17 protein-coding genes and 1 pseudogene are annotated in these 23,620 nt (G+C 71.5%); 8 read left to right on the top strand and 10 right to left on the bottom strand.

The annotated features are described in order from the left end of the window. Window positions 1-406 (bottom strand): annotated as a pseudogene (locus VF289_RS05080) (hypothetical protein); the annotation flags it as partial. 80 nt (window positions 407-486) lie between these two features. On the opposite strand from VF289_RS05080, the gene VF289_RS05075 reads away from it, so the two are divergent. The 3 genes from VF289_RS05075 to ettA all read left to right on the top strand — a co-directional run bounded on the left by VF289_RS05075 (window position 487) and on the right by ettA (window position 4,351). After that, window positions 487-1,620, top strand: a complete 1,134-nt coding sequence (locus VF289_RS05075) for a YlbL family protein (protein ID WP_330881748.1) — start codon at window positions 487-489, stop codon at window positions 1,618-1,620. Next, window positions 1,617-2,306 carry an HAD-IA family hydrolase gene (locus VF289_RS05070; protein ID WP_330881746.1) on the top strand — a complete coding sequence of 230 codons (690 nt, stop codon included), beginning with the start codon at window positions 1,617-1,619 and terminating at the stop codon, window positions 2,304-2,306. Before VF289_RS05075 ends, VF289_RS05070 begins: the two co-directional genes overlap by 4 nt. A gap of 362 nt (window positions 2,307-2,668) precedes the next feature. Continuing rightward, a complete protein-coding gene (ettA, locus tag VF289_RS05065; protein WP_330881744.1) occupies window positions 2,669-4,351 on the top strand; it encodes an energy-dependent translational throttle protein EttA in 1,683 nt (560 codons plus the stop codon). Between the two features lie 137 nt (window positions 4,352-4,488). Here the strand turns inward: ettA and VF289_RS05060 are convergent, their stop codons facing one another. After that, the gene (locus VF289_RS05060) at window positions 4,489-6,075 is read right to left on the bottom strand and encodes a hypothetical protein (protein ID WP_330881742.1); all 1,587 of its coding nucleotides are present in this window, start codon (window positions 6,073-6,075) and stop codon (window positions 4,489-4,491) included. A gap of 321 nt (window positions 6,076-6,396) precedes the next feature. On the opposite strand from VF289_RS05060, the gene glgP reads away from it, so the two are divergent. Together glgP and VF289_RS05050 are read left to right on the top strand one after the other, a co-directional pair. After that, entirely contained in the window at window positions 6,397-8,970 is a 2,574-nt protein-coding gene (glgP, locus tag VF289_RS05055; protein WP_330881740.1) for an alpha-glucan family phosphorylase, read from the top strand. Between the two features lie 38 nt (window positions 8,971-9,008). Continuing rightward, window positions 9,009-10,328: an ABC transporter substrate-binding protein gene (locus VF289_RS05050; protein ID WP_330881738.1), complete on the top strand. Its 1,320-nt coding sequence runs from the start codon at window positions 9,009-9,011 to the stop codon at window positions 10,326-10,328. A gap of 41 nt (window positions 10,329-10,369) precedes the next feature. Here VF289_RS05050 and VF289_RS05045 read toward each other — a convergent pair whose 3' ends face one another. Then, the gene (locus VF289_RS05045; protein ID WP_330881736.1) at window positions 10,370-11,305 is read right to left on the bottom strand and encodes an acyl-CoA thioesterase II; all 936 of its coding nucleotides are present in this window, start codon (window positions 11,303-11,305) and stop codon (window positions 10,370-10,372) included. 39 nt (window positions 11,306-11,344) lie between these two features. On the opposite strand from VF289_RS05045, the gene VF289_RS05040 reads away from it, so the two are divergent. Further along, complete coding sequence (locus VF289_RS05040) at window positions 11,345-11,866, top strand: thioesterase family protein (RefSeq protein ID WP_330881734.1); 522 nt, start codon at window positions 11,345-11,347, stop codon at window positions 11,864-11,866. Window positions 11,867-11,900: 34 nt separating this feature from the next. On the opposite strand, the gene VF289_RS05035 is transcribed toward VF289_RS05040, so the two are convergent. The 6 genes from VF289_RS05035 to VF289_RS05010 form a co-directional block, all read right to left on the bottom strand. Then, on the bottom strand, window positions 11,901-12,350 hold the full coding sequence (locus VF289_RS05035; RefSeq protein ID WP_330881732.1) for a globin: 450 nt from the start codon (window positions 12,348-12,350) through the stop codon (window positions 11,901-11,903). 43 nt (window positions 12,351-12,393) lie between these two features. Further along, window positions 12,394-13,344, bottom strand: a complete 951-nt coding sequence (locus VF289_RS05030; protein ID WP_330881730.1) for a mechanosensitive ion channel family protein — start codon at window positions 13,342-13,344, stop codon at window positions 12,394-12,396. Window positions 13,345-13,470: 126 nt separating this feature from the next. Continuing rightward, window positions 13,471-16,029, bottom strand: coding sequence for an aminopeptidase N (gene pepN / locus VF289_RS05025; protein ID WP_330881728.1), 2,559 nt, complete (start codon window positions 16,027-16,029; stop codon window positions 13,471-13,473). Between the two features lie 91 nt (window positions 16,030-16,120). Next, a complete protein-coding gene (locus tag VF289_RS05020) occupies window positions 16,121-16,774 on the bottom strand; it encodes a DUF402 domain-containing protein (protein ID WP_330881726.1) in 654 nt (217 codons plus the stop codon). Between the two features lie 208 nt (window positions 16,775-16,982). Then, window positions 16,983-18,098, bottom strand: coding sequence for an acyl-CoA desaturase (locus tag VF289_RS05015; RefSeq protein WP_330881724.1), 1,116 nt, complete (start codon window positions 18,096-18,098; stop codon window positions 16,983-16,985). A 63-nt stretch (window positions 18,099-18,161) separates the two neighbouring features. Further along, window positions 18,162-19,976, bottom strand: a complete 1,815-nt coding sequence (locus VF289_RS05010; protein ID WP_330881722.1) for a sensor histidine kinase — start codon at window positions 19,974-19,976, stop codon at window positions 18,162-18,164. Window positions 19,977-20,014: 38 nt separating this feature from the next. Between VF289_RS05010 and VF289_RS05005 the strand changes: the two genes are divergently transcribed. After that, the gene (locus VF289_RS05005) at window positions 20,015-20,704 is read left to right on the top strand and encodes a response regulator transcription factor (protein WP_330881720.1); all 690 of its coding nucleotides are present in this window, start codon (window positions 20,015-20,017) and stop codon (window positions 20,702-20,704) included. Window positions 20,705-20,750: 46 nt separating this feature from the next. Here VF289_RS05005 and VF289_RS05000 read toward each other — a convergent pair whose 3' ends face one another. After that, on the bottom strand, window positions 20,751-22,139 hold the full coding sequence (locus tag VF289_RS05000; RefSeq protein ID WP_330881719.1) for a serine/threonine-protein kinase: 1,389 nt from the start codon (window positions 22,137-22,139) through the stop codon (window positions 20,751-20,753). Window positions 22,140-22,238: 99 nt separating this feature from the next. Here VF289_RS05000 and VF289_RS04995 point away from each other — a divergent pair, with 99 nt between their 5' ends. Then, complete coding sequence (locus VF289_RS04995; RefSeq protein WP_330881718.1) at window positions 22,239-23,606, top strand: hypothetical protein; 1,368 nt, start codon at window positions 22,239-22,241, stop codon at window positions 23,604-23,606. Window positions 23,607-23,620: the final 14 nt, after the last annotated feature.

The following is a 23,620-nucleotide window of genomic DNA, read 5'->3' as shown; positions in this document are numbered from 1 at the left end:
CATCGATCGAGAGCACCGGATCCAGCCAGAGGCGCGCGACCTGCGCGGCCTGGCGCAGCTCCGCCGTGGCGGAGTCCGTCGGAGCGGGATCGCCCGGGGTGCCGCTCGGGGCCGGGGCGCCGGGGATCCCGGCCTGGCCGGCCGCAGCGCGTCGCGCGATGTCCTCGGCCATCTGCCAGTTCACCGGGCTGTCGCCCTGGGCGGCGAACATGTGCTGCATCTGGGCGGCGGCCGCCCGCAGCTGGGCGGGATCCTGCGGCAGGTTCGCCTGCTGGGCCAGCGCGGACAGGTCCAGGCCGTCCAGCGCGCCCTCGGGGAGCGCGTCCCCGAAGGTCTCCTTCAAGAAGCGCTTCAGCGCCTCCTCGTCCATGTCACCGGGTCCACCCGGGATCGGGGCATCGCTCATGGCCACCTCCAGCAGTCCGTGGGGCGACCAGCCTACCGACCGCCCCTGGGGACGCGCCGGAGGTGGGGCACAATGTCGGGGTGACCGACGCACCCTCCCGCCCCTCGCTCCCTCGCCGGGCACAGGCGCTGGCCGCCCGCACCCTCGACGACGCCCAGCTCGCGCGGCCGCGGTTGGCGCTGATCACCCTGTTCGTGGTGTGCGTGATGATCCTGGGCGGATCGCTGATGCCGGTGCCCTACGTCATCGAGCGGCCCGGCCCGGCGATCGACGTCCTGGGGGAGTACCAGGACGAGGAGATCCTCCTCATCGACGGGGCCGAGACCCACGAGACCGACGGGGCGCTCATGATGACCACGGTCTCGGTGGACGGCGGCCCCGGCTACCGGGTCACCCCCGTGGAGGTCGTCGCAGCCTGGTTCAACCGCTCCGAGATGGTGATGCCGCGCGAGGTGGTCTTCCCCGAGGGACAGACCCGTGAGGAGACCAGCCTGCGCAACACCGCTGCGATGAGCACCTCCCAGCAGGGCGCCGTCGCCGTCGCGCTGGACGAGCTCGGGATCGACTACGAGGACGTGGTGATGGTCGCCGGGGTCGAGGAGGGCGGAGCGGCCGAGGACACCCTCGAGGGCGGTGACGTGATCGTCTCCATCGGCGGGGAGACGGCACAGGGCGTCGAGGAGTACCGCGAGCTGATCCGCGCCGTCCCCTCTGGGGAGCCGATCCCGATGACCGTGCGACGGGGTGGCGAGGAGCTCGAGCTCGAGGTGCCCACCTCTGTGGTGGACGGCACGTCGATGATGGGAGTGGTGCTCTCGCCGGGATACGAGTTCCCGATGGACATCGAGATCGCCGTGGGGGACATCGGCGGACCCAGCGCCGGGATGATCTTCTCCCTCTCCGTGTACGACGAGCTGACTCCGGGGGCGCTGACCGGAGGGCACCGCGTCGCCGGCACCGGGACCATCGCGGCGGACGGCGCCGTCGGCCCGATCGGCGGCATCCGCCAGAAGATGGTCGGGGCCGTCGAGTCCGAGGCGGAGTTCTTCCTGGCCCCCAGCGAGAACTGCCAGGAGGTCGTCGGCTACGTGCCCGACGGACTCGAGGTGGTCGCCGTCTCCACCTTCGAGGAGTCCCTGACCGCGACCGAGACCATCGCCGAGACCGGCAGCACCGAAGGCCTTCCCACCTGTGAGGACGTGACCACCCCGTGAGCAAGAAGAACCGTCGCCGTACACCGCCGAAGCCCACCGTCGTCTTCGACTTCGGTGGTGTGCTCAGCGCCGGGCACGACCCGGTGCCCGATGTCCATCAGCTCCTCGGCGGGGACGCCGAGGTTCTGGAACGGGCCCTCTGGGCGGAGCGTGCCGCCTACGACAGCGGGTCCCTGAGCACCACCGAGTACTGGGGGGCGGTGGCCGCCGCGGTCGGCGTCGAGCAGCTCTCCGAGGACGAGATCACCGAGGTGCAGGGCGCGGACAACCGCTACTTCCTGCGACTGGACCCCGCGGCCCGAGAGCTGATCCATGACCTCGCACGCAACCAGGTGCGCCTGGCACTGTTGTCGAACGCCTCGGAGTCGTTCGGCGAGGCCGTGCGGCGCACCGACTGGTTCGAGGCCTTCACCCTCGCCGTCATCTCCGCCGAGGAGCGGGCCGTGAAGCCCGACCGGGAGATCTACGACCTGCTGCTGGACGTGCTCGCGCACGAGACCGGGGGAGTGTCCATCCCCTCGGCGATCATCTTCTTCGACGACCGCCAGGACAACGTCGAGGCCGCGAGGGCGCTCGGCATCGACGCCCATCTCTGGCCGCGCAACGGTGACCAGGCCGAGGGCGCCGAGCACGGGGCCGAGATCGCTCGCCGGGTGCTGACCGCCCGCGGTGTCCCGCTGGACTGACGGAGCCCTTCCCGCGGCAGCGGCCATCCGGTCCGGTGCCGCTCCGCGCACGATCTGCAGGGCGTGCGGCTGCGCGCCTGTCCCTGCCGCTGGTGGCAGTGCATCTCGCCGCCGTGGTGCTCGCGGCGGTGAGCGGGTGCCTCGCCCGCTGGGCCCGTCACCAGTGGACCCGGGCGGAGGCGGTGGGCGCCGCCCCGAGGGTCCTGGTGGCTGCTCACCGGGCTGGTGCTGCTGATGTCGCTGCTGGGGGTCCCGCCCGGCGCGGCGGGGTAGAGTCGGACACTGCGACACATCCCGTGCGGCGCCGCGCCCCGGCGCGCCGGTGAGAATCCCAGAACCCCCTCTCCGAACAGGAACACGAGTTGGCTGAATTCATCTACTCCATGTACAAGGCCCGGAAGGCCGTGGGCGACAAGGTCATCCTCGATGACGTCTCCATGAGCTTCTACCCCGGCGCGAAGATCGGCATGGTCGGCCCGAACGGCGCCGGCAAGTCGACCATCCTGAAGATCATGGCCGGGCTCGATCAGCCCTCCAACGGCGAGGCCCGCCTCAGCCCCGGCTACAGCGTCGGGATCCTGCTCCAGGAGCCGCCGCTGGACGAGTCCAAGACCGTCCTGGAGAACGTCCAGGAGGGCATGGGCGAGCTGTTCAAGAAGGTGCAGCGCTTCAACGCCATCGGTGAGGAGATGGCCGAGCCCGACGCCGACTTCGACGCGCTGATGGCAGAGATGGGCACGCTCCAGACCGACATCGACGCCGCCAACGGCTGGGACCTCGACTCCCAGCTCGAGCAGGCGATGGACGCGCTGCGCTGCCCGCCCGGCGACGAGCCCGTCACCCACCTCTCCGGTGGTGAGCGTCGCCGCGTGGCGCTGTGCAAGCTGCTGCTGGAGAAGCCCGACCTGCTGCTGCTCGATGAGCCCACCAACCACCTCGACGCCGAGAGCGTCCTGTGGCTCGAGCAGCACCTCACGCAGTACGAGGGCGCCGTCATCGCCGTCACCCACGACCGGTACTTCCTGGACCACGTCGCCCAGTGGATCGCCGAGGTCGACCGCGGTCACCTCATCGGCTACGAGGGCAACTACTCCACCTACCTGGAGAAGAAGGAGGAGCGCCTCACCGTCCAGGGCAAGAAGGACCAGAAGCTCGCCAGGCGCCTCAAGGAGGAGCTGGAGTGGGTGCGCTCCAACGCCAAGGGCCGCCAGGCGAAGTCCAAGTCGCGACTGGCCCGCTACGAGGAGATGGCCGCAGAGGCGGAGAAGACCCGCAAGCTCGACTTCGAGGAGATCACCATCCCGCCGGGTCCGCGGCTCGGCAACCAGGTGATCGACGCCAAGGACCTCAAGAAGGGCTTCGGCGAGCGGATCCTCATCGACGGGCTCTCCTTCACGCTGCCCCCGAACGGCATCGTGGGCGTCATCGGCCCCAACGGCGTCGGCAAGACCACGCTGTTCAAGACCATGGTGGGCCTCGAGCCGCTGGACGACGGCGAGCTGAAGATCGGCAAGTCCGTGCAGATCAGCTACGTCGACCAGAACCGCGAGAACATCGACCCGGACAAGAACCTCTGGGAGGTCGTCTCCGACGGGCTGGACTACATCCAGGTCGGCAAGGTCGAGATCCCCTCGCGCGCCTATGTCTCCCAGTTCGGCTTCAAGGGCCCGGACCAGCAGAAGAAGGCCGGGATCCTCTCCGGTGGTGAGCGCAACCGCCTGAACCTGGCGCTGACCCTCAAGCAGGGCGGCAACGTGCTCCTGCTCGATGAGCCCACCAACGACCTCGATGTGCAGACCCTCGGCTCGCTCGAGAACGCGCTGCTGGAGTTCCCCGGCTGCGCCGTGGTCGTCTCCCACGACCGCTGGTTCCTGGACCGGGTCGCGACCCACATCCTGGCCTACGAGGGCACCGAGGAGAACCCGGCGAACTGGTACTGGTTCGAGGGCAACTTCGAGTCCTACCAGGCCAACAAGGTCGCTCGCCTCGGCGAGGACGCCGCGCGTCCCCATCGCGTCACCTATCGGCGCCTCACCCGCGACTGACACCGGTCGTCGGCAGGCCTCGCGCCACGACGGACCCCGCTCGCCTCGGCGAGCGGGGTCCGTCGTCGTTCCAGGACCGTTGTCCTTCAGGGGCCGTGCGCGTGCTGGGGCCGCGGGCGGTCAGGGCCCGTCGTCGGTCAGGGACCGTCCACGGTCTCCGCCTGCGGGTCGAGGTTCGCGACCACCTTGGCGGAGGGGGAGCCGGACTCATTGCCCGGCGCCATCTCCCGCGTGACGAACACCCGCTCGTCGGACCGCTCGGAGGTGAACTCGATCGTGCCGTCCGCCGCGAGGTCGAGCACGCCGAGGCTGCGCTGGACGCCATCGGTCTCGCCCCACAGCTCCAGCACCTCGCCCTCCCAGCCTGCGACCCCCTCGGCCCGCAGGGCGAGTCCCTCGTCGGTCAGCACCACCTGCCAGGTGCCGTTGTCGCTGAGGCCCGGGACCAGCTGGGCACCGGGAGTCATGGTGTGATCGGCCCAGGCATCGGAGAACGACTCGGAGGCCTCCAGCTGGCGGTGGGAGTCCCAGAGCATCACCCCCAGCACGAGAGCGGCGACGAGGGAGAGCACCGCAAGGCTGCGGGAGAACCAGGGGATCCCGCGTCGGTCTGCGCGGGCGCGCTGCCTCTCCCGTCGGCGGCTGCGCCGGGAGCGATCCTTCTCGTCGGCGCTGCGGAAGGCGAAAGCGGGAGCCGAGGAGCCGTCCTGTGCGCCGAGCGGGGGTGCGGCCTCGGCGTTCGGGGTCGGCGGGGAACCGGCCGACGGCTCCGCGGCGCTGCCGTGCGGCCCACCCGCCATCGCCGGCGGACCGACCATGCGGCGCTGGGAGTCGGTGCCGAGCACCGGCGTGGCGTAGTCGCCGCTGTAGACCGGCTCGGGCTCCGCCGGCGTGGCGCCGGGGGAGAGGGGAGCGGCCGGGGAGGGCGCCTGCGAGGACTGCTGCGCCGACGCCGACGGGGCGGCGCCGAACCCCTCGAGCACGGCCAGATGGAGGTCCCGCGAGGGCGGGACCGCGGTGAGCAGGGCGAGTCGGGCGGCGGCCTCGATCGCGTGGCGATGGATGACCGCGGTCTCCGGGGATCGCGTGAGGTCCCGCAGGCGCAGGCGCTCCCCGGCATCCGCCAGCGCGAGCGCGTCCAGAGCGCTGAGCCCTCGGGTCTCCGCATCTCGGGGGCCGCCGAAGGGCACGAGCGCATCGAGCACGCCCGCGAGGGTCAGTGCGGCCTGCTGCCGGGCCGAGCCCGAGTAGGTGAATCGGCCTTGAGCGGCGGATTCGACCAGAGCGCGCTGCTCCGCAGGCAGTTCCAGCAGCACCCTGAGGACGTCGACCTCCCGACGATCGCTGGTGCGGTCCGCGACGGGGCCGGGGCCGGCGAGCGAGCGGACGTCACCGGTGGGGTTGGTGGCCACGGCGGCGCGCCGGGCCCTGTCGAGCACGGCCGCCTCCCCGGGCAGCCCGCTGGCGGCGAGCTCACCGGCATCGCGCAGGCAGGAGCGCAGCACGCTCACCGTGAGCTTGGCCGCGCGCGCGGAGGACCCCGTGACATGGACGGCGAGTCCGTGGATGCGAGGACCGAGCACGTCCACCAGGGCGGCGGCGGCGCGCTGGTCCCTCATGGCGGTGCGTCGCAGCAGCGTCCGGACCGGATCCAGACGCTCCCCGAGGTCGACGGTGTCCTCCGGGATGGCCGGCAGCTCCCCGGTCCCTATGTCGCTCCCCATCGGGCGCCTCCGTGCGTTCGGTGCTCAGTTCTGGGCACCGCCCCCGCGGTGCCGCACCATTGTCGCAGGCAGGGAGGCCCGATGCGGTGACCGCGCCGGGGACGGGAGACAGCGCACCGCGCGACGCGCTGCGCAGCGCGCTTCTGGACCGCGCGGCAAGATCTTGCAAGGAGTGTCCGGAGTGGGCGGATCGGCGGCGCTTCGACAACGGCGTGCTGGCCATCATCCCTGGTGAACGCGCAATGGCGACGATATGACTGCTCGTCGACGGCGCGCAAGACGGATGCAAGATCAAGGGTCTGCGTCGGGTACCGTGGTGCCATGAAGCCGCTCTCCACGATCACGGTCTCCTCCGACCTCCCCGGCGTTCTCGCGCCGCTGCGCGACCTGGCGCTGAACCTGCGCTGGACCTGGCGTCGACAGACCGTCGACCTCTTCCGCACCCTGGACCCGAAGGTCTTCGTCGCCAGCGGCGAGAACCCCATCGCGATGCTCTCGCAGGTCTCGGCCGGTCGCCTGGCCGAGGTGGCGCGGGACGAGGCCTTCCTCGCGCAGATGCGCTCCGAGGTGGGGGACCTGCGCACCTACCTCGACTCCGGTCGCTGGTTCCAGCGCACGGTCCCGGGCGCGCAGGGCGAGGGATCGGGCTCCTCGGTCGCGTACTTCTCCATGGAGTTCGGGATCAGCCCGACCCTGCCGATCTACTCCGGCGGTCTCGGGATCCTCGCCGGTGACCATCTGAAGTCCGCCTCGGATCTGGGCGTGCCGCTGGTCGCCGTCGGCCTGCTCTACCAGTGGGGCTACTTCTCCCAGTCCCTGGATCGCAGCGGGTGGCAGCAGGAGGAGTACCGCCTCAACGATCCCGCGCAGCTCCCCGTCGAGCCGGTCCTCGGCGCCGATGGCGAGCAGCTCACGGTCTCCGTCTCGCTTCCCGGCGGGCGCGAGGTCGAGATCGCGGTGTGGATCGCCCAGGTGGGCCGCATCCCGCTGCTCCTGCTGGACACCAACCTCGCGAGCAACGACGAGCAGGCTCGCGAGATCACCGACCGCCTCTACGGCGGGGACCACGAGCACCGCATCGTCCAGGAGATCGTGCTGGGCATCGGCGGCGTGCGTGCGGTGGAGGCCTACACCGAGCTGGTGGGCGCCCCGGCACCGTCGGTGTTCCACCTCAACGAGGGCCATGCCGGATTCTCCGGTCTCGAGCGCGTGGGCCGGAGGATGCAGGCCGGTGCCGGTTTCTCCGAGGCCGTCGCCCAGGTGCGAGCAGGCACCGTGTTCACGACCCACACCCCGGTTCCTGCGGGCATCGACCGCTTCGACGCCTCCCAGCTGCGCGGCTACCTCGACGCCGACGGCTCGGGTCTGTCCCACCTGATCCCCTCCCTGCCCGTCGAGGCGGCGCTGGCCCTCGGCATCGAGGAGGGCGGGGACATCTTCAACATGGCGCAGCTCGGCTTCCGCATCGCGCAGCGCTCCAACGGCGTGGCGAAGCTCCACGGCGCCGTCTCCCGCGCCATGTTCCAGGACCTCTACCCGGGCTTCGACGTGCCGGAGGTGCCGATCGGTTCGGTCACCAACGGCGTGCACCGCCGCACCTGGACCTCGGCGCACATGGACGATCTGTTCAAGAAGTCGATGGGCGATGTCGACGTCTCCTCGCTCAGCGACTGGAGCGCCCTGTCGACCCTCACCGACCACGAGCTCACCGAGACCCGTGACGCGCTGCGCGCGGACCTGGTGACGATGGCACGCCGGCACGTGAAGGACTCGTGGCTGCGCCGCGGCGCCGACGAGGCGGAGCTCGCCTGGACCGATCACATCCTGGACCCGAACGCGCTGACCATCGGCTTCGCGCGTCGGGTCTCGACCTACAAGCGGCTCACCCTGATGCTCAGCGACCCGGAGCGGCTGAAGCGGATCCTGCTGGACGAGAACCGCCCCGTGCAGATCGTGGTGGCGGGCAAGTCCCATCCGGCGGACCGTCCCGGCAAGGAGTTCCTCCAGCAGCTGGTGCGCTTCGCCGACGACCACGGCGTGCGCCACCGGATCGCCTTCCTGCCCGACTACGACATCCGTATGGCCTCGGTGCTCATCGCCGGCTCCGACGTGTGGCTGAACAACCCCATCCGTCCCGAGGAGGCCTCGGGCACGTCGGGGATGAAGGCCGTCCTCAACGGCGGCCTCACCTTCTCGGTCTCCGACGGCTGGTGGGATGAGATGAAGGACGACGCGGCGGGATGGACCATCCCCACCGCCGAGGTCGAGGATCAGGCGCGCCGCGACGAGATCGAGGCCGATGCGCTCTACGAGATCCTTGAGCAGTCCATCGTGCCGCTGTTCTACGCACGGGACGCCCGCGGCATGCAGCACGGGTGGATGACCAAGGTCCGTGCCTCGCTGGTGACGGTGGCCCCGCAGATCACCGCCGCGCGCATGGTCCGTGACTACGTCACCGACCTGTACCTGCCGGCGGCCCGCGCCGCCACCGCGTTCGAGGCGGATCCGGCGCTGGCCGGGGAGTTCACGGCCTGGAGGGACGAGCTCCAGCAGGCCTGGCCGGCGGTGTCCGTGAACGGGGTGACCCTGGAGGGGACCGGCGGCGGCGAGGGGGCCGAGGTGTCCACGGGCGCGGAGGTCACCCTGGCCGCCGAGGTCGAGCTGGGTCGACTGCGCGACACGGACGTGCTGATCGAGGCGGTCCTCGGCGAGATCGGGCCCGAGGATGAGATCATCGATCCTCAACTGATCCCGCTGCAGCGCGGGGAGGACGGCCGCTGGTCGGCCCGCTTCGCGCTCGCCGCACCCGGCACGGTGGGCTACACCGTGCGCGTCACCCCGCAGCACCCGGTGCTGGCCTCCCGCGCCGAGCTCGGGCTGGTCGCCACCGCCTGAGCGGAACCACCGCACCCCGTACGAAAGGCCTCGACCCCGTGCCGACCCGTCGCCAGCTCCTGCTCGCCACCGCCGTGACGGGACTGGCCGGGGTCGGGGTGCTCGCGGGCTGTTCAGGGGATGAGGCGGCTGAGCTTGAAGAGGGCGACGCGCTGCGGATGCGCGTGTGGAGCGAGGCCGCGGCCGCCGCCTACGAGGACTCGCTGGCGGAGTTCACCGAGGCCACCGGCATCGAGGTCGACCTCAAGGTGCTGACCTGGGACGACTACTGGACCCAGCTGCCGCTGGACGTCGCCTCCGGTGACCTCCCCGACGTGCTCTGGATGAACACGGCGCACCTCGCCCAGGCGCACGCCGGCGGGGAGCTGCTGGAGATCGGCGAGGAGGTGGGGGATGCCGCGGCGCGCTGGGAGAGCGCAGCGACCGACCTCTACCGTCTCGACGACGGTCTGTGGGGCGTCCCCCAGATCTGGGAGCAGAGCATCCTGGTCGCCCATGAGGGGCTGGTCGCCGAGGCCGAGGGGGACGCCTCGGCGCTCACCTTCGATGCCGCGGCCCCGACCGATCCGCTGCGGGAGCTCGCCGCCGCCCTCACCACCGACGCGGAGGGGCGCAAGCACGGTGAGGACGACTTCGACCCGTCGGCGCGCACCGTCTTCGGATTCAGCGCGCATCCCGACCGCACCGCGGTGCTGGGCCCCTTCGTCGCCGGCCAGGGCGGCAGCTGGCAGGACGAGGACGGCACCCTCACCTTCGCCTCGGCCGAGGGCATCGACGCCGTGCAGTACCTCGCGGACCTCGCCGCCGAGCACCTCGCCCCGGCCGGGAAGGACACGGTGGAGGACCCGACGCTGTGCCGCACCCTGTTCCTCGAGGGCAAGCTGGGCCTGCTGCAGACGGGCACCTACGACCTCCACACCCTCACCGAGGAGATCGGCGGCGGCTTCGACTGGGGGATCCACCCGGTCGTCGCCGGGCCGAAGGGCACCCGTCCGCTCGTGCATGCGATCGCGGCGGTGGGCGTCGATCCGGACGACGAGGACCGGGAGAAGGCGATCATCGAGCTGCTGACCTGGCTCGGGAGCGCCGACGGGCAGCGCTCGCTCGCCGAGAACCGACTGGGCATCCCCGCGCACCGGGAGCTGCGCGGCGCTTGGGAGGAGAGCTGGGCGGAGGCGGGGGTCGATGTCTCCGGGATCGAGACGCCCGAGACGGCGTCCCGTCCCGAGACCGGGGACCGTTCGGCGATCGCGACCGGCACGGCGCTGCCGATCATCGCCGAGGTGTTCCGCGGCGACACCGACGCGGCCGAGGCTCTGCCCCGCGCTCAGCAGGCCGCGCGCGAGGCCATGGGGTGAGCGGCGGCTCCCACCGCTGATCGGCGGGTCGCCTCGCAGGCTCAGGCCTCGGACCGTGCCCGGATCATGCCCTCCTGGGTGACGGTCGCGACGAGGTCCCCCGCGCGGTCGTAGACCTGGCCGTGGGTGAGGCCGCGCCCGCCGGAGGCGGAGGGGGAGCGCTGCACGTACAGCAGCCAGTCGTTCGCGTCGGCGTGCTTGTGCCACCAGATCGCATGGTTGATCGTGGCCATCTTCAGCCCCGGCGTCATCCAGCTCAGCCCCTGCCGGCGCAGGATCGGCTCGAAGGGCGTGTAGTCGCTCGCGAAGGCGAGGATCGCATCATGCAGCAGGGGCTCCGCCTGGACCGGGGCGAGCGTGCGCATCCACACCATCTGCGTATCGGCGGTGTCGGAGGCCGGATCGGGTCGCAGGTAGATCGGATCGGTGACGTGCCGGATGTCGATCGGCCGCTGGGTGGACCAGTACCGCGCCACCGGATGGTCGATGCCGGTGAGCACCTCGGCGGTGGTGGGCAGGCCCTCGGGATCCGGCGCCTCGGGTGCCCGCTCCTGGTGCTCGAGCCCGTCCTGGCTCTCCTGGAAGGAGGCGGTCATCGCGAGGATCGTGCGCTCCTCCTCGTCGGCCTCCTTCCCCGGCTGGGTGGCCAGCACCCGGCGCACCGAGAAGGAGCCGCCGTCGCGCAGCGCATCGACCTGGAAGCGGATCGGGTGCGAGGGATCGCCGGGGGCGAGGAAGTAGGAGTACATCGAATGGATGCGACGTCCCGGGGAGACCGTGCGCCCCACCGCGGTGACCGCCTGGCCCATCACCTGCCCGCCGAAGACGTGCCCTCCCGGCTGGGGGGAGGAGTCGCCCTGGTACGCGGCGACGGTGGCCGGGGTGGAGAAGTCCCCGAACGGAGCGATCTCGCGCAGGTCCAGCAGGTCCACGAGGCCGGCGGCGATCTGCGAGGGGTCGGTGTGCGGGAAGGTCATGGGCCGATGGTACTGGCCGGGGCACCTACGATGATCCCCATGCCCTCCCATGCCGCTGTCGATGCCTCCCATCTCACCCCCGGCCCGCTGGACATCCCGATCGCGGTGCGCTGGACGGATCTGGACGCCTACGGGCACGTGAACAACGCCGCCGTGGTGAGGCTGCTGGAGGAGGCGCGCATCGCGGCCTTCTGGCAGCCGCCGGCCGAGCAGCTCGCCCTGGGTGCCCCGCAGCCACCGGCGGCCCTGCCGATCAGCGGAGCCGGCTCGGCGCTCAGCACCGTCATCGCCTCGCAGCGGATCGAGTACCTCCGCTCCCTCGAGCACCGCCGCGACGGCGTGGTGGTGCGGCTGTGGCTCTCGCGCCTCGGGGGAGCGAGCCTCTCCGTGGACTACCTGGTGCTCACGCGCGATGACCCGACCGGCGCGACGCCCTATGCCCGGGCGCGCACGGTCGTGGTGCTCGTCGACGCGGGGACCGGCCGGCCGGTGCGCCTGGAGCAGGAGACCCGCTCCGGGCTCGAGCGCTTCACCGGCGAGCCGCTGCAGTTCCGCGACTGAGGGCGCGACGGAGGACGCGACGGAGGGCGCGAGCTCAGCTCAACCGATCGGGCACGGACTGGCCGGCGGCCGGTGCCTCCCCGCCGTCGACCGTGTTCACCAGCGACTGCGCGGCCCGGTCGAGGTAGTCCCACAGGGTCTGCTCGTGCAGCGGGGCCAGCTCCAGCGTGTCCAGGGCGGCGCGCATATGGCGCAGCCATGCATCGCGGGCCGACGGGGAGACGGGGAAGACGGCATGACGCATCCGCAGCCGCGGATGGCCGCGCTCGGCGCCGTAGGCCTTCGGCCCGCCCCAGTACTGCTCGAGGAAGGTGGTCAGGCGGTGCTTCGCACCGGTGAGGTCCTCCTCGGGGTACATCGGGCGCAGCTCCGGATCCTCGGCGACGCCTTCGTAGAAGCGGTCCACGAGGGTCACGAAGGTCGCGTGGCCCCCGACGGCCTCGTAGAAGCTGATCTGCTCCGGGGTGGGGGACGGACTGGTCATGGCGGGCTGGCTCCGATGCTGGTGGGGGAGGGTGAGGGAGTGGTCAGTGCTTCATGGTCTCGACGAAGCGCGGCATCGCGAAGGCGATGTCCGCCTCGGCGAAGGCGGCGCGGATGCGGGCGCGCAGCTCGCGCTCCACGCCCCACTGCTGCCCGGGCGCGGTCTGGATCGTGACGCGGCGCTGGTAGCGGTTCGCATCCACATCCAGGATGCCGGTGATGTCGGCGCCGCCGAGCACGGTGTCGTCCCAGGCGGGATCGCGGGTGATCTCGGCGGAGACCCGTTCCACGACCTGGGTGACCAGCTCGTCGTCGGCCTCGGCGTCGATGTCGAGCACCACCACGGCGGTGGAGAAGCCGCGCGCATAGTTGCCGACGCGGATGATCTCGCCGTTGCGCACGGTCCACAGCACGCCGTCGATGCCGCGCACCTGGGTGGCGCGCAGGTTGATCGACTCGACCGTTCCCTCGGCGTACTCGAGGTCCACCCAGTCGCCCACGGCGACGATGTCCTCGAACAGCATCACCACGCCGGCGACCACGTCCTTGATGATGGTCTGCGCGCCGATGCCGGCGGCCAGGCCCACCACACCGAGGCTCGCGATCACCGGGGCGATGTTCACCCCGATCTCGGAGAGGATCATCATCGAGGCGATCGCCCAGATCAGCACGTGCGCGATGCTGCGGGCGACATTCGACAGCGTGTGCGCGCGCTGCTCACGGCGGGCCTGGGCGGCCTTCTGCGACTTGGGGTCCCGACGGATGACGGTGCCGGTCATGGTGGAGATCTTCGAACCGGACTGCACCATCGTGCGGAAGAAGCGACGCAGCAGCCACCCGGCGAACAGGCTGAGCAGACCGGCCGCCACGATGATGACCACGATCTTCACACCGCTCGTGGCCAGCCAGCGCAGCAGTTGATCCATCAGGGACAGCGCGTCGTCGGCGGAGGGGGCGGACCACAGCGGTCCGGATTCCAGGGGGTCGTCCAACATGCCTTCGACGATAACGCCCGACGGGGCGGATGTCTGGGGCCGGACTGGGCGAGGTGGGTCACCGTCCCACCCCGCCCGGACGTGCTCAGAGCACAGCTCTGCTCACTGCTCGGTGCACAGCTCGTCTCACTGCACGTCCGCGGCGCGCACCCTCTCCTGTCGGGCCACGGTGTCGCGACCCTCGATGACGATGCGGCGCAGCCCGAAGGGGGCGTCCTCCGCCTCGGCGAGCCAGGCATCGGCGGCGTCCAGCACGCCCTGGCCGCCGTAGGAGTGGGGGAAGTAGCCGCCGACGAGTCGGGTCGCGATCTCGTGCGAACGCTCGGCCCACACCCGCGAGATCACGTCGAAGTAGCGCTGGCGGTACGGGGTCAGCAGCTCCTCGTCGACCACGCGGCGGAATCCCTGGATGACGGCCGTGACCGACTCATTGGCCAGGGTGTCCTTCTCCATCGTGCGCCGCCAGGCCTTGGCCTTGGAGACCTCGGTGGGCAGGGCTGCACGGGCGGTGAGGGCGTGCTTGCGTCCGGACTGGGTGTCGTCCGAGGCGAGCTGCTCGTCGATCCCGGCGGCATCGATCCCGCCCAGCACGGCCAGGGAGATGACGAGCTTCCACCGCAGGTCGGTGTCGATCGTGCGGCCGGGAAGGGTGATGGAGCCGCCCAGCAGGCCCTCGAGGGTGTGGCGGTGCTCCTCCGTCCGGGCGAGGCGGGCGAAGGTCTCCAGCAGCTGCAGCTGGGCGTCGGAGCCGGCCTCGGCCTGCTCCGCGAGCTGCCAGACGGCGCTCGCCGCGCTCTCGGTGCGCAGCGCCCGCTGATCGACGGCGGCGTACGGCCCGGCGACGGTCTCCAGCTGCTGCAGCAGGGTGCGCACCACCGAGGAGGAGTCCTCACCGGTGAGGTTCGCGAGCACCAGCTGCTGGAAGCGGCGGCTGGGCAGCTCGCCGTCGCGCACCATGTCCCAGGCGGCGGACCACAGCAGAGTGCGGGCCAGGGAGTCGTCCAGATCGCGCAGGTGCTCCATCGCGACGGCCAGGGAGGCCTCGTCCAGGCGCACCTTCGCGTAGGCGAGGTCGCCGTCGTTGAGCAGCCACAGGTCCGCCCGCTTCCCGGCGAGCTGGGGGACCTCGGTGAGCTCGCCGTCGATGTCGAGCTCGACGGACTCGGTGCGCACCAGGCGACCGTCCTGCAGCGAGAAGCCGCCCACCTGCAGGCGATGGGGACGCAGGGTGGGGTGCTCCACCGGGGCGGTCTGGGCGATCGCGAAGCGGGTCACGACGCCCTCGGCATCGCGCTCGATCACCGGGCGCAGGGTGTTGACCCCGGCCCGCTGCAGCCACAGCGCGGCCCAGCTGCTGAGGTCGCGGCCGCTGGTGGCCTCGAGCTCGACCAACAGGTCCTTCAGCTCGGTGTTGCCCCAGGCGTGCGTGGCGAAGTAGGCGCGCACCCCGGCGAAGAACTCCTCGCGGCCCACGTAGGCGACGAGCTGGCGCAGCACGGAGGCGCCCTTGGCGTAGGTGATGCCGTCGAAGTTGGTCTCCACCGCCTCGAGGTCGACCATGTCCGCCACCACCGGGTGGGTGGAGGGCAGCTGGTCCTGCTGGTAGGCCCAGCCCTTCTCCGAGAGGGCGAAGGTGGTCCACGAGTCCGTCCACCGGGTGGACTCGGCGCTGGCGAGGGTGGAGGCGTACTCGGCGAAGGACTCGTTCAGCCACAGGTCGTCCCACCAGCGCATGGTGACCAGGTCGCCGAACCACATGTGGGCGAGCTCGTGGAGGATCGTGAGGTCGCGGCGCTCGCGCACCGCATCGGAGACCTCGGAACGGAAGACATAGACCTCGACGTAGGTGACCGCGCCAGGGTTCTCCATCGCCCCCATGTTGTACTCCGGCACGAACACCTGGTCGTACTTGCGGAACGGGAAGTCCTGGTCGAAGGCCTCCTCGTAGAAATCGATGCCGGCGCGGGTCACGTCGATGACGTTCTGGGCGTCGACGTGCTCGGCGAGCGAGGCGCGGGCGAAGACGCCCATCGGGATGGTGCGGCCGTCACGGGTGGTGACCTCCCCGGTGCCGCCCTGGTAGTTTCCCGCGATGAGCGCGACCAGATAGGTGGAGATCCGTTCGGTGGGATCGAAGGTCCAGGTCGCCACGCCCTCGCGGCCGTCCTCGGCGGCCGACGGGGCGGGAGTGGGAGCGTTGGAGATGACCCGCCAGTGCTGCGGGGCGGTGACGGTCAGGGCGAAGGTCGCCTTGAGATCGGGCTGCTCGAAGCAGGCGAACATGCGGCGGGCATCGGAGACCTCGAACTGGGTGTAGAGATAGACCTCCTCATCCACCGGGTCCACGAAGCGGTGCAGGCCCTCGCCGGTGTTCATGTACCGGCCGGTCGCCAGGATCCGCAGCGTGTTCGCCCCCTCGGCCAGTGCAGGCAGTTGGACCCGGGCGCCGTCGAAGCGCGAGGCGGGATCCTCCAGCACCTGGCCGTTGAGCTCGATCTCCTCGACGGACTGCGCGATGAGGTCCACGAAGGTGGGCCGGGCCTCGGAGGAGGAGAAGCGGAGGGTGGTCTCCGTCAGGAACGTCCGCTCGTCGGTGGTGAGATCCAGGCGGATGTCGTAGGAGTCGGTGCTGAGGAACGAGGCGCGGCTGCGGGCCTCGTCGCGAGTGAGGTTCTCGGATGACATGGAGCCATCCTGCCACCGTCGGCCGGACGAACTGCTGCGGAAGGAGGGCCGAGAGGTCGCAAGCAGGTCTCGAAATCGGGCGGACGCCGGATCACCGCCTCGTGAGGTCGAGGTCCCAGGTGTAGTGCTCGGGCAGCTGCGGCAGCGACCAGTTGGGGTCCGGGAAGAAGTACTCGTATCCGGCGGAGAACGGGTAGCGCCAGTCGGCGATGTGCTGCTCCGCCTCACGGCCGGCCGCCTTGATCCCGTCGACCTCCTCAGGGGAGAAGTACCCGGTGCGTTCGGCGCCCTCCAGCTCGTCCTCGTCCTTGTAATGCCAGTCCCGGCGGGGCAGCACCACCAGGTCGAGCACCAGGTCGCGCGTGCGCACCCCCTCGTCGGTGCGTTCGTAGGGGGTCTCGAGGTTCACGTAGTAGCAGCCCAGGGAGCCGTCATCCTTGTAGAACAGCCAGATCGAGTAGGGCGCCTCCGGCAGGCCGATCATGAGGATGCCGTTGCCCGTCCACAGCTGCTTGGACTGGAGGCGCGGGGCGGTGAACATGCCCTCGTCGCCGGCACGGCGCAGCGCAGCACCGGATTCCAGGACGGGCAGCAGCACCTCGGTGCCGGGCGCGATCCACACCACGACGCCGCGATCGTCGTCCAGCACGACGGTGCCGGGGCGGACGGTGCGGGTGGGGTGCTGTGGGGTGTAGTAGGTCCAGGTCACCTGGTCGCCGGGCGACCAGCGCGGGGTGGAAGACATGGTGGTGATCCCGGCCGGGTCGGCCTCCACGGACGCCCCGTACCGACCGGCCACCGGAGTGGGGCTGCACTGCCCGTGAAGGGGTAGGCGTATGGGGCGACCATACCGCCTGCCCCGGGACCTCGCGGGCGGCGCGCCGTGACGGGGCGGACGCGGCCAGCCCGGGCGCGGGCAGCTCGGGATCGGGGATCGCGGTCAGCGAGGGGGGTCAGGAGACCGAGGCACCGCGCAGCTGGGCGGCGAGCGGGCAGTCCATCGGGTCGGCCTGGCCCAGGCCCACCCGGTTGAGGTAGCGGATGATGATCCCGTACGAGGTGAGCAGATCCGTCTCGGTGTAGGTGATGCCGCGCTCGGCGCAGAACTGCTTGACGATCGGCTTGGCCCTGCGGAGGTTCGCCGAGGGCATCCGCGGGAACAGGTGGTGCTCGATCTGCAGGTCCAGCCCGCCCATCGCCCAGTTCATCAGCAGGCCGCCCTTGATGTTGCGGCTGGTGAGCACCTGACGACGCAGGAAGTCGACCTCGAGGCCCTTGGGGATCAGCGGCATGCCCTTGTGGTTGGGGGCGAAGGAGGAGCCCATGTAGACGCCGAAGACCGCCATCTGCACGGCGAGGAACGCGATGCCCATCCCCAGCCCCAGGGTGGAGAGCACGACCGCAGGGAACCCGATCACGCGGATCAGCACCAGGAGCATCTCGACGCGGCGGTGCTTGACCTTGTCGTTCTTCAGCAGCGCGGTGACGCCCTCGTAGTGCAGCACGAACCCGAACAGTGTCAGGATCGGGAAGAAGGCCCAGCCCTGGCGCTTGGCGAACCAGGCCATGAAGCCGGTGCGCTCGGCCTGCTCCTCGGGGATGAACACCAGCACCCCGCCGGCGATGTCGCCGTCGCGGCCGATGGTGTTGGGGTTCGCGTGGTGCTTGTTGTGCTTGCGGTTCCACCAGGCGATCGCGAGTCCCACCACGAGGTTCCCGATGATGCGGGAGAACCAGGCGTTGCGCTTCCCGGAGGAGAAGACCTGCTGGTGCGCGGCGTCGTGGCCGAGGAACGCGAACTGTGTGAACAGGATCCCGAACAATGCCGCGACGGCCAGCTGCCACCAGGTGCCGCCGAGGGTCAGCAGCAGCACGAAGGCGCCGACCAGAGCGAGGGTGAGCACGACGGTGCGCACCATGTAGGAGCGGACGTTGCGCCCCATCAGGCCGGCGTCCTTCACCCGCTGCGAGAGCTCGAAGTAGTCCCGGGTCTGAGCGGCGGCCCGTGCACCCTGCGCGGGCACGGAGCGCGTCGCGCGCGAGGGGCGCTGCTGTGCGGTAGTCGTCATGCCCTCGACGCTAGATCCCCGCGGGATGCTCGCGCGTCACCCGGCGGAGCGAACCTCGACCCCCTACCGGGGTAGGGGGTCCGGGAGAGGAATCCGTGCGACCACGGCGAAGCCGCCGTCGGCGCGCGGTCCGGCCTCCACGGCACCACCGAGCGCGCGGACGCGCTGCCGGGTCCCTGCCAGGCCCAGCCCGGACCCCGGGATGGGATCCTGCGAATGCCGGGGCCGAGTGTTGATCACCTCGACGAGCAGAGCACCGTCGACCGTTGCCACCTGCACCCGGATCGCCGCTCCGCGGGAGTGGCGCAGCGCGTTGCTCAGAGCCTCCTGGACCACCCGATACGCGGTCAGGCCCACCGTCGGAGGGACCTGGGCGGGGGAGATCTCCGCGACGATGGAGGCGCCGGAGGCCCGGGTGGAGCGCAGCAGGTCCTCGAGGTCCTCGAGCCCCGGCATCGGCACCTCCGCGAGGTCCTCGTCGGTGCGCAGGGTCGCCAGCAGGGAGCGCATCTCGCCGAGGGCCTGGCGGGAGGAGACGGCGATGTCCTCGAACTCCTGCTCGGTGCTCGCATCCAGTCCCGGCAGACGGAACTTCGCGGTCCCGGCCTGCACCGTGATCACGGACATCGAGTGCGCGACGACATCATGCAGCTCACGCGCGATCCGGCCCCGCTCCTCGAGCTCGTAGCGCCGACGCACCTCTTCCGCGCTGAGCGTCTGCGCCTGCTCCACCTGTCCGCTGACCAGCACCCACTGCCGCACGGTGATCCCCAGCAGCATGGTCCCGCCGCTGATCGCCAGCAGCACCACACCATTGGTCATCACCTCGCGCAGGGTGCCGTCGGGCATCGCGGAGGCATCGGTGATCAGCAGAGCGATCAGGGTGAGGACCGCCCCGGCGGACCAGGTGGAGACCGTCCAGTACCACCGGTGCAGCACTGCCAGGACGAGCAGGGTCAGGCAGTGGGTGAGCAGAGAGGTCACGGGCCACGGCCAGGGCGCTGCGGCCTGGGCCGGGAGGGTCACGAGCATCATCGACCCCGCAGCGACCACCGACAGCGACAGACCCGCCCAGGGCCAGCGCAGGGCCAGGATCGCGGCGGCACCGGCCGCGATCGTGACCAGCATCGCCGAGGCCGCGTGGACCCCGTAGACCGCAGCGGTCACCGGCCAGGCCACGACGACCAGCACGAAGGCGAGGAATGCGACGGTCATCCGGGTCCAGGCGCTCTCCCGCAGCCGTGCGTCCGCCTCCGGGGCCGGTGGCGCTGGGATCGCCCGCCGGATGCGGGATCCGGGCACGGCTCCGCCGAGCAGCGGTGCGGTGACCACGACATCGAGCAGCGCGAGGGCATGGACCATGGCGGGGAAGGAGAAGGCGAGGACGAGACCGAGGATCATCGCCAGCGCCCACTGGCCCGGCAGCATGATGCCCTGCTCCGGCAGCAGGGGCGACCACGCCCACCAGGTCAGACCTCCCGCGGCGCCCAGCGCCCAGGCGAGGGTGACCCCCGCGGTGAGCACGCGGACGGGCAGCGCGATCACCGCTTCGAAGGCGAGGTCGAGCCAGCGCCGGGAATCGGTGACCAGACGGAGCAGCCCGACGGCACGCTCTCCACGTGGACGGTAGTCGGGGGCGGTGACGTCGAGTCCCCAGCGGTGCAGTCGTGCGCGGTCCAGCCGGGCCCAGGCGGAGGCCAGCGTCAGGGTGAGCGGGAGCAGCAGCACACCCACCCAGACGATCGAGAGCACGGTCGAGACCGCGATCAGCGGAAGCAGCGTGAGGGCGGCGAGCAGGGTCAGCGGCAGCCCGAGGATCACCAGTGCCAGGTCATGGCGGAGGCGGCGCAGGGCGTGCCGGTCAGGGATGAGGAACACACCGGCTCCCTCCAGGCGGGCGGGGATACCGTGGGCGCATGGACCATCCCGCGCAGACCGACGGCACCGACATCCGGGTGCTGATCGTCGATGACCAGTCGATGATCCGCGGCGGATTCGAGGCCCTGCTGAATGCGCAGGAGGGCATCGAGGTGGTGGGCACGGCGTCCGACGGGAAGGGCATCGTCGACGTCGTGCGGGAGCTGGGGCCCGACGTGGTCCTGATGGACATCCGCATGCCGCACGTCGGGGGGCTCGAGGCCACCCGTCTGGTGCTCGAGATGCCGGGCTCGCCGCCGAAGATCATCATGCTGACCACCTTCGATGCTGACGAGTACGTCTTCGCGGCGCTGCGGGCCGGGGCGAGCGGGTTCCTGCTCAAGGATTCCACACCCCAGGAGCTGGTCCACGCCGTGCGCGTGGTGGCCGGTGGGGAGTCCCTCCTGGCGCCTCGGGTGACCCGGGCGCTGATCGCAGATTTCGTGGCCCGGCCCGAGCGGGCGGCCGAGGCCGATGCCAGCCTGGAGGTCCTCACGGAGCGGGAGCTGGACGTGCTGCGCCTGGTCGCCCGCGGGCTCGCGAACCGGGAGATCGCGGCCGAGCTGGTGATGGCGGAGCAGACGGTCAAGACGCATGTCTCGCGCGTCCTCGGCAAGCTGCTGCTGCGCGATCGCACCCAGCTCGTGGTCGCGGCGTACGAATCCGGGTTGGTGCGGCCGGGGGAATGACCCTGCGGGCGGTCACCTGACGGGCAGCGCCCCGGTCGGGGCGGGCTCAACCCAGCGCCGACCACAGCAGCGCGGCCGCGCCCGCGAAGGAGATCGCCGAGACCCCCAGCAGCATCAGCCCGGTCCGGAGCGGTCCTCCGCGACGTCGCGGGGGACTCGACGGGGAGGACGGACCGGACTGTACGGACGAACCGGACAGCACGGACGGACCGGACGGCGCGACAGGGCTTTGCCGCGTCGGGGCGTGGATGAAGCGGTCGGTGGTGTCCTCGTCCGGATCCGGTGCGGACCCGGTTGCTCCACCGGCCGGCGGCGCGCCGGCCGGGGATGCCGGGGGAGCGGAGCCTCGGGCGGCGGGCTGCGCTGGTGCGGGCTGTGCCGGTGCGGGCTGCGCGGACCCTGCGGGGGCTCCCGCGGCCGACGGTGGCGAGGTCGCCGAGCGGGACAGGGCGGTCAGCCGTTCGTGGAGGCCGGGCGCCACGCCCACGAGGGACTCGGGCCCATCCAGAGGGACCTCCGTGTGCGCCCCCGATGCCGAGAGCTCCGGGAAGTCCCCGATCCGGTCACGCACGGTGAAGGGTGCCCCTGTCGCGGTGCGCGCCCAGGCGCTCGCCGGGGCTGCGGGGCGCGGGATGCGGTCCCTGGCCTCCGCGGCCGCCGGGCGAGAGAGCGGGTCCGCCTCGAGCATCTGCTGCAGCAGCTCCCCGAGCGGGCGGGCGGCGGGATCCATGGACCCGGTGAGGGCGCTGTGCACCCGCCCGGGGAGCTCGGCCGGGGCGAGATGCTCTCGCGGCCTGGACGGGGCGAGAGCCTCGAGGGCGCAGGCGGCCGCGGCCCAGACGTCCTGGGCCGCGGAGGTGCCGCTGCCCTCGAGCACCTCAGGCGCCATGAAGCCGGGCGTCCCGTGCGCGAAGCCGGTCTCGGTGAGCCGCACGTCCATCTCGTGCAGGGCGATGCCGAAATCGGCCAGCAGCAGGTGCGGGACGCCATCGGTCGTGGGCTCCAGCAGCAGGTTCGCGGGCTTCACGTCGCGGTGGACCCAGTGCGCATCGTGCATCGCCGCGAGCGCGTCCAGCAGCTGGCGCAGCAGCTGCGCGACCAGGGAGGGTGACAGCGCGCCGTGCTCCGCGACCGCACCGGCGACGGTGCCGCCGTGCACCAGCGGCATCACCAGCACGATCGTGTCGTCCTCCGCGACCCAGGTGTAGGGCGGCAGCAGATGGGGGTGACGGCCCAGGCCCTGGGCCGAGCCGACCGTCTGCTCGCGCACGAAGCGCAGCACCTCCGCCCCGTCGCGCTGCCGCATCACCTTCGCTGCGCAGACCGCGTCGTACCTGCGGTCGATCGCACGCCACAAGGAGCCCGAGGCGCCCCGGGCAAGGGGATCGAGAAGTTCGATACGACCGGCGATGACATCGGACATGATGGACGTCATGCTAGGTCACCTCGTCTGGCACTCTGTGCTCTGTGCCGTTCCCGGCGGAACTGCCTCGGCTGAACCCTCCCTTCCCCGCCACCGACCCCTGGAGTGCGCATGATCCGCACCGCGCGAGACCACGATGCGTCCCGGCACGCCGTGGGAGCACGCGGCCCGGCGGCCCCCGCGCAGGCGGCGCGACTCCTCCCGGCGCTCGCTCTCGCGCTGGTCGGTGCGCTCGCGCTGTGGGGGCTGCCGCTCGCGGCGCATGCCGACCCGGAGGACGGGAGCGGCTCACGCCCGTATCAGGCGGCCGGTCCGGAGGTCACCGGCGCGGGGTCCCAGGCCCAGGCGCCGCTGCTCCTGCCGGGGATCCACCAGGACGTCTTCGAGCGAGGGGGCAGCAGCTCGGACGAGTCCTCCGGCACCTCGAAGTACTACCGCATCGCGGTGGAGAGCGGGCAGCGGGTGCACGCCGCGGCCACCATCGCCGCCCCGCCCTATGCGGACGGGATCCCCGAGCAGCCTGATCCCCTCGGCGTCGGGATCACCTTCGTCACCGCCGGTGGTGACGGCTGCGAGGACGACGGGACCGACGATGTGGGCCAGTGGATGACCGGAGACGGGCCCGTCACCTCGAGCGCCGTCTCAGGTGTGATGGGCTGGGACGGCTGCGCGGGCAGCGAGCTGTTCCTGCAGATCACCCGGGAGGGGACCCGGTGGGGCGATGAGCCCCTCCCCGTCGAGATCCAGGTCGCGATCGAGCCGGCCGGAGTGGGCGGCGGCGCCCCCGCCGTCACCGAGGAGATCGAGGACGAGGGTGCGGCACCTGTCGCACCCTCGGAGGACTCGCCGCTCGACGCGGGCACCTCCTATGCGACGGCGCCGGAGGTCGACCCCGGCTCCTACGTCTTGGAGCTGCGGCCGGGGGACTCGGCCCTGCTGCGGATCCCGGTCCAGGAGGGGCAGCGGCTGCGCTGGCGCGTCGAGGAGACCGCACAGCCGGAGGACGCCGGGGAGCTCGACCTGCACGTCTCCAACGCCGCCCGCGAGCAGGTCACCGTCCATGGCGGCAGCTGGCGGATGTCCCGCGACGACCGTGTGGCCGGCGGCGGCATGACCACGCCCGTGGATCGCGGCAATCGCAGCTCGGACATCCCCTCCGTCGCCACGGCCTGGCTGCCGGGCATGCACACCGTCCACCTCCAGCGACTGCAGCGACCGGCCGGGGCGGAGCCGACGGGCGACGAGCCCGTCACCGTCGTGCTCACGCTCGAGGTCGAGGGGGAGCCCGCGGGGGACGCCCCCGACGGAACCGTGCTCGAGCTCGGCACGACGACGGTTGAGCACGGTCCGCTCGCGGCCCTCGGCATCGAGGCCTCCTGGGCCCGCCTGGCGACCTCCGCGGGGGCTGGGGCGCTGGCCCTGCTCGGCCTGGTCACCGGCGTCGCCGGGGTGCTGGTGCTGCGGCTTCGCAGGCGCTGACCCGCAGCCCCCGG

It is taken from the genome of Brachybacterium sp. (genome assembly GCF_036379615.1).
In the GTDB taxonomy this organism is placed as follows: Bacteria; Actinomycetota; Actinomycetes; order Actinomycetales; family Dermabacteraceae; genus Brachybacterium.
The sequence above is the reverse complement of the archived record's forward strand: the minus strand, read 5'-3'. Positions and strand labels throughout refer to the sequence as shown.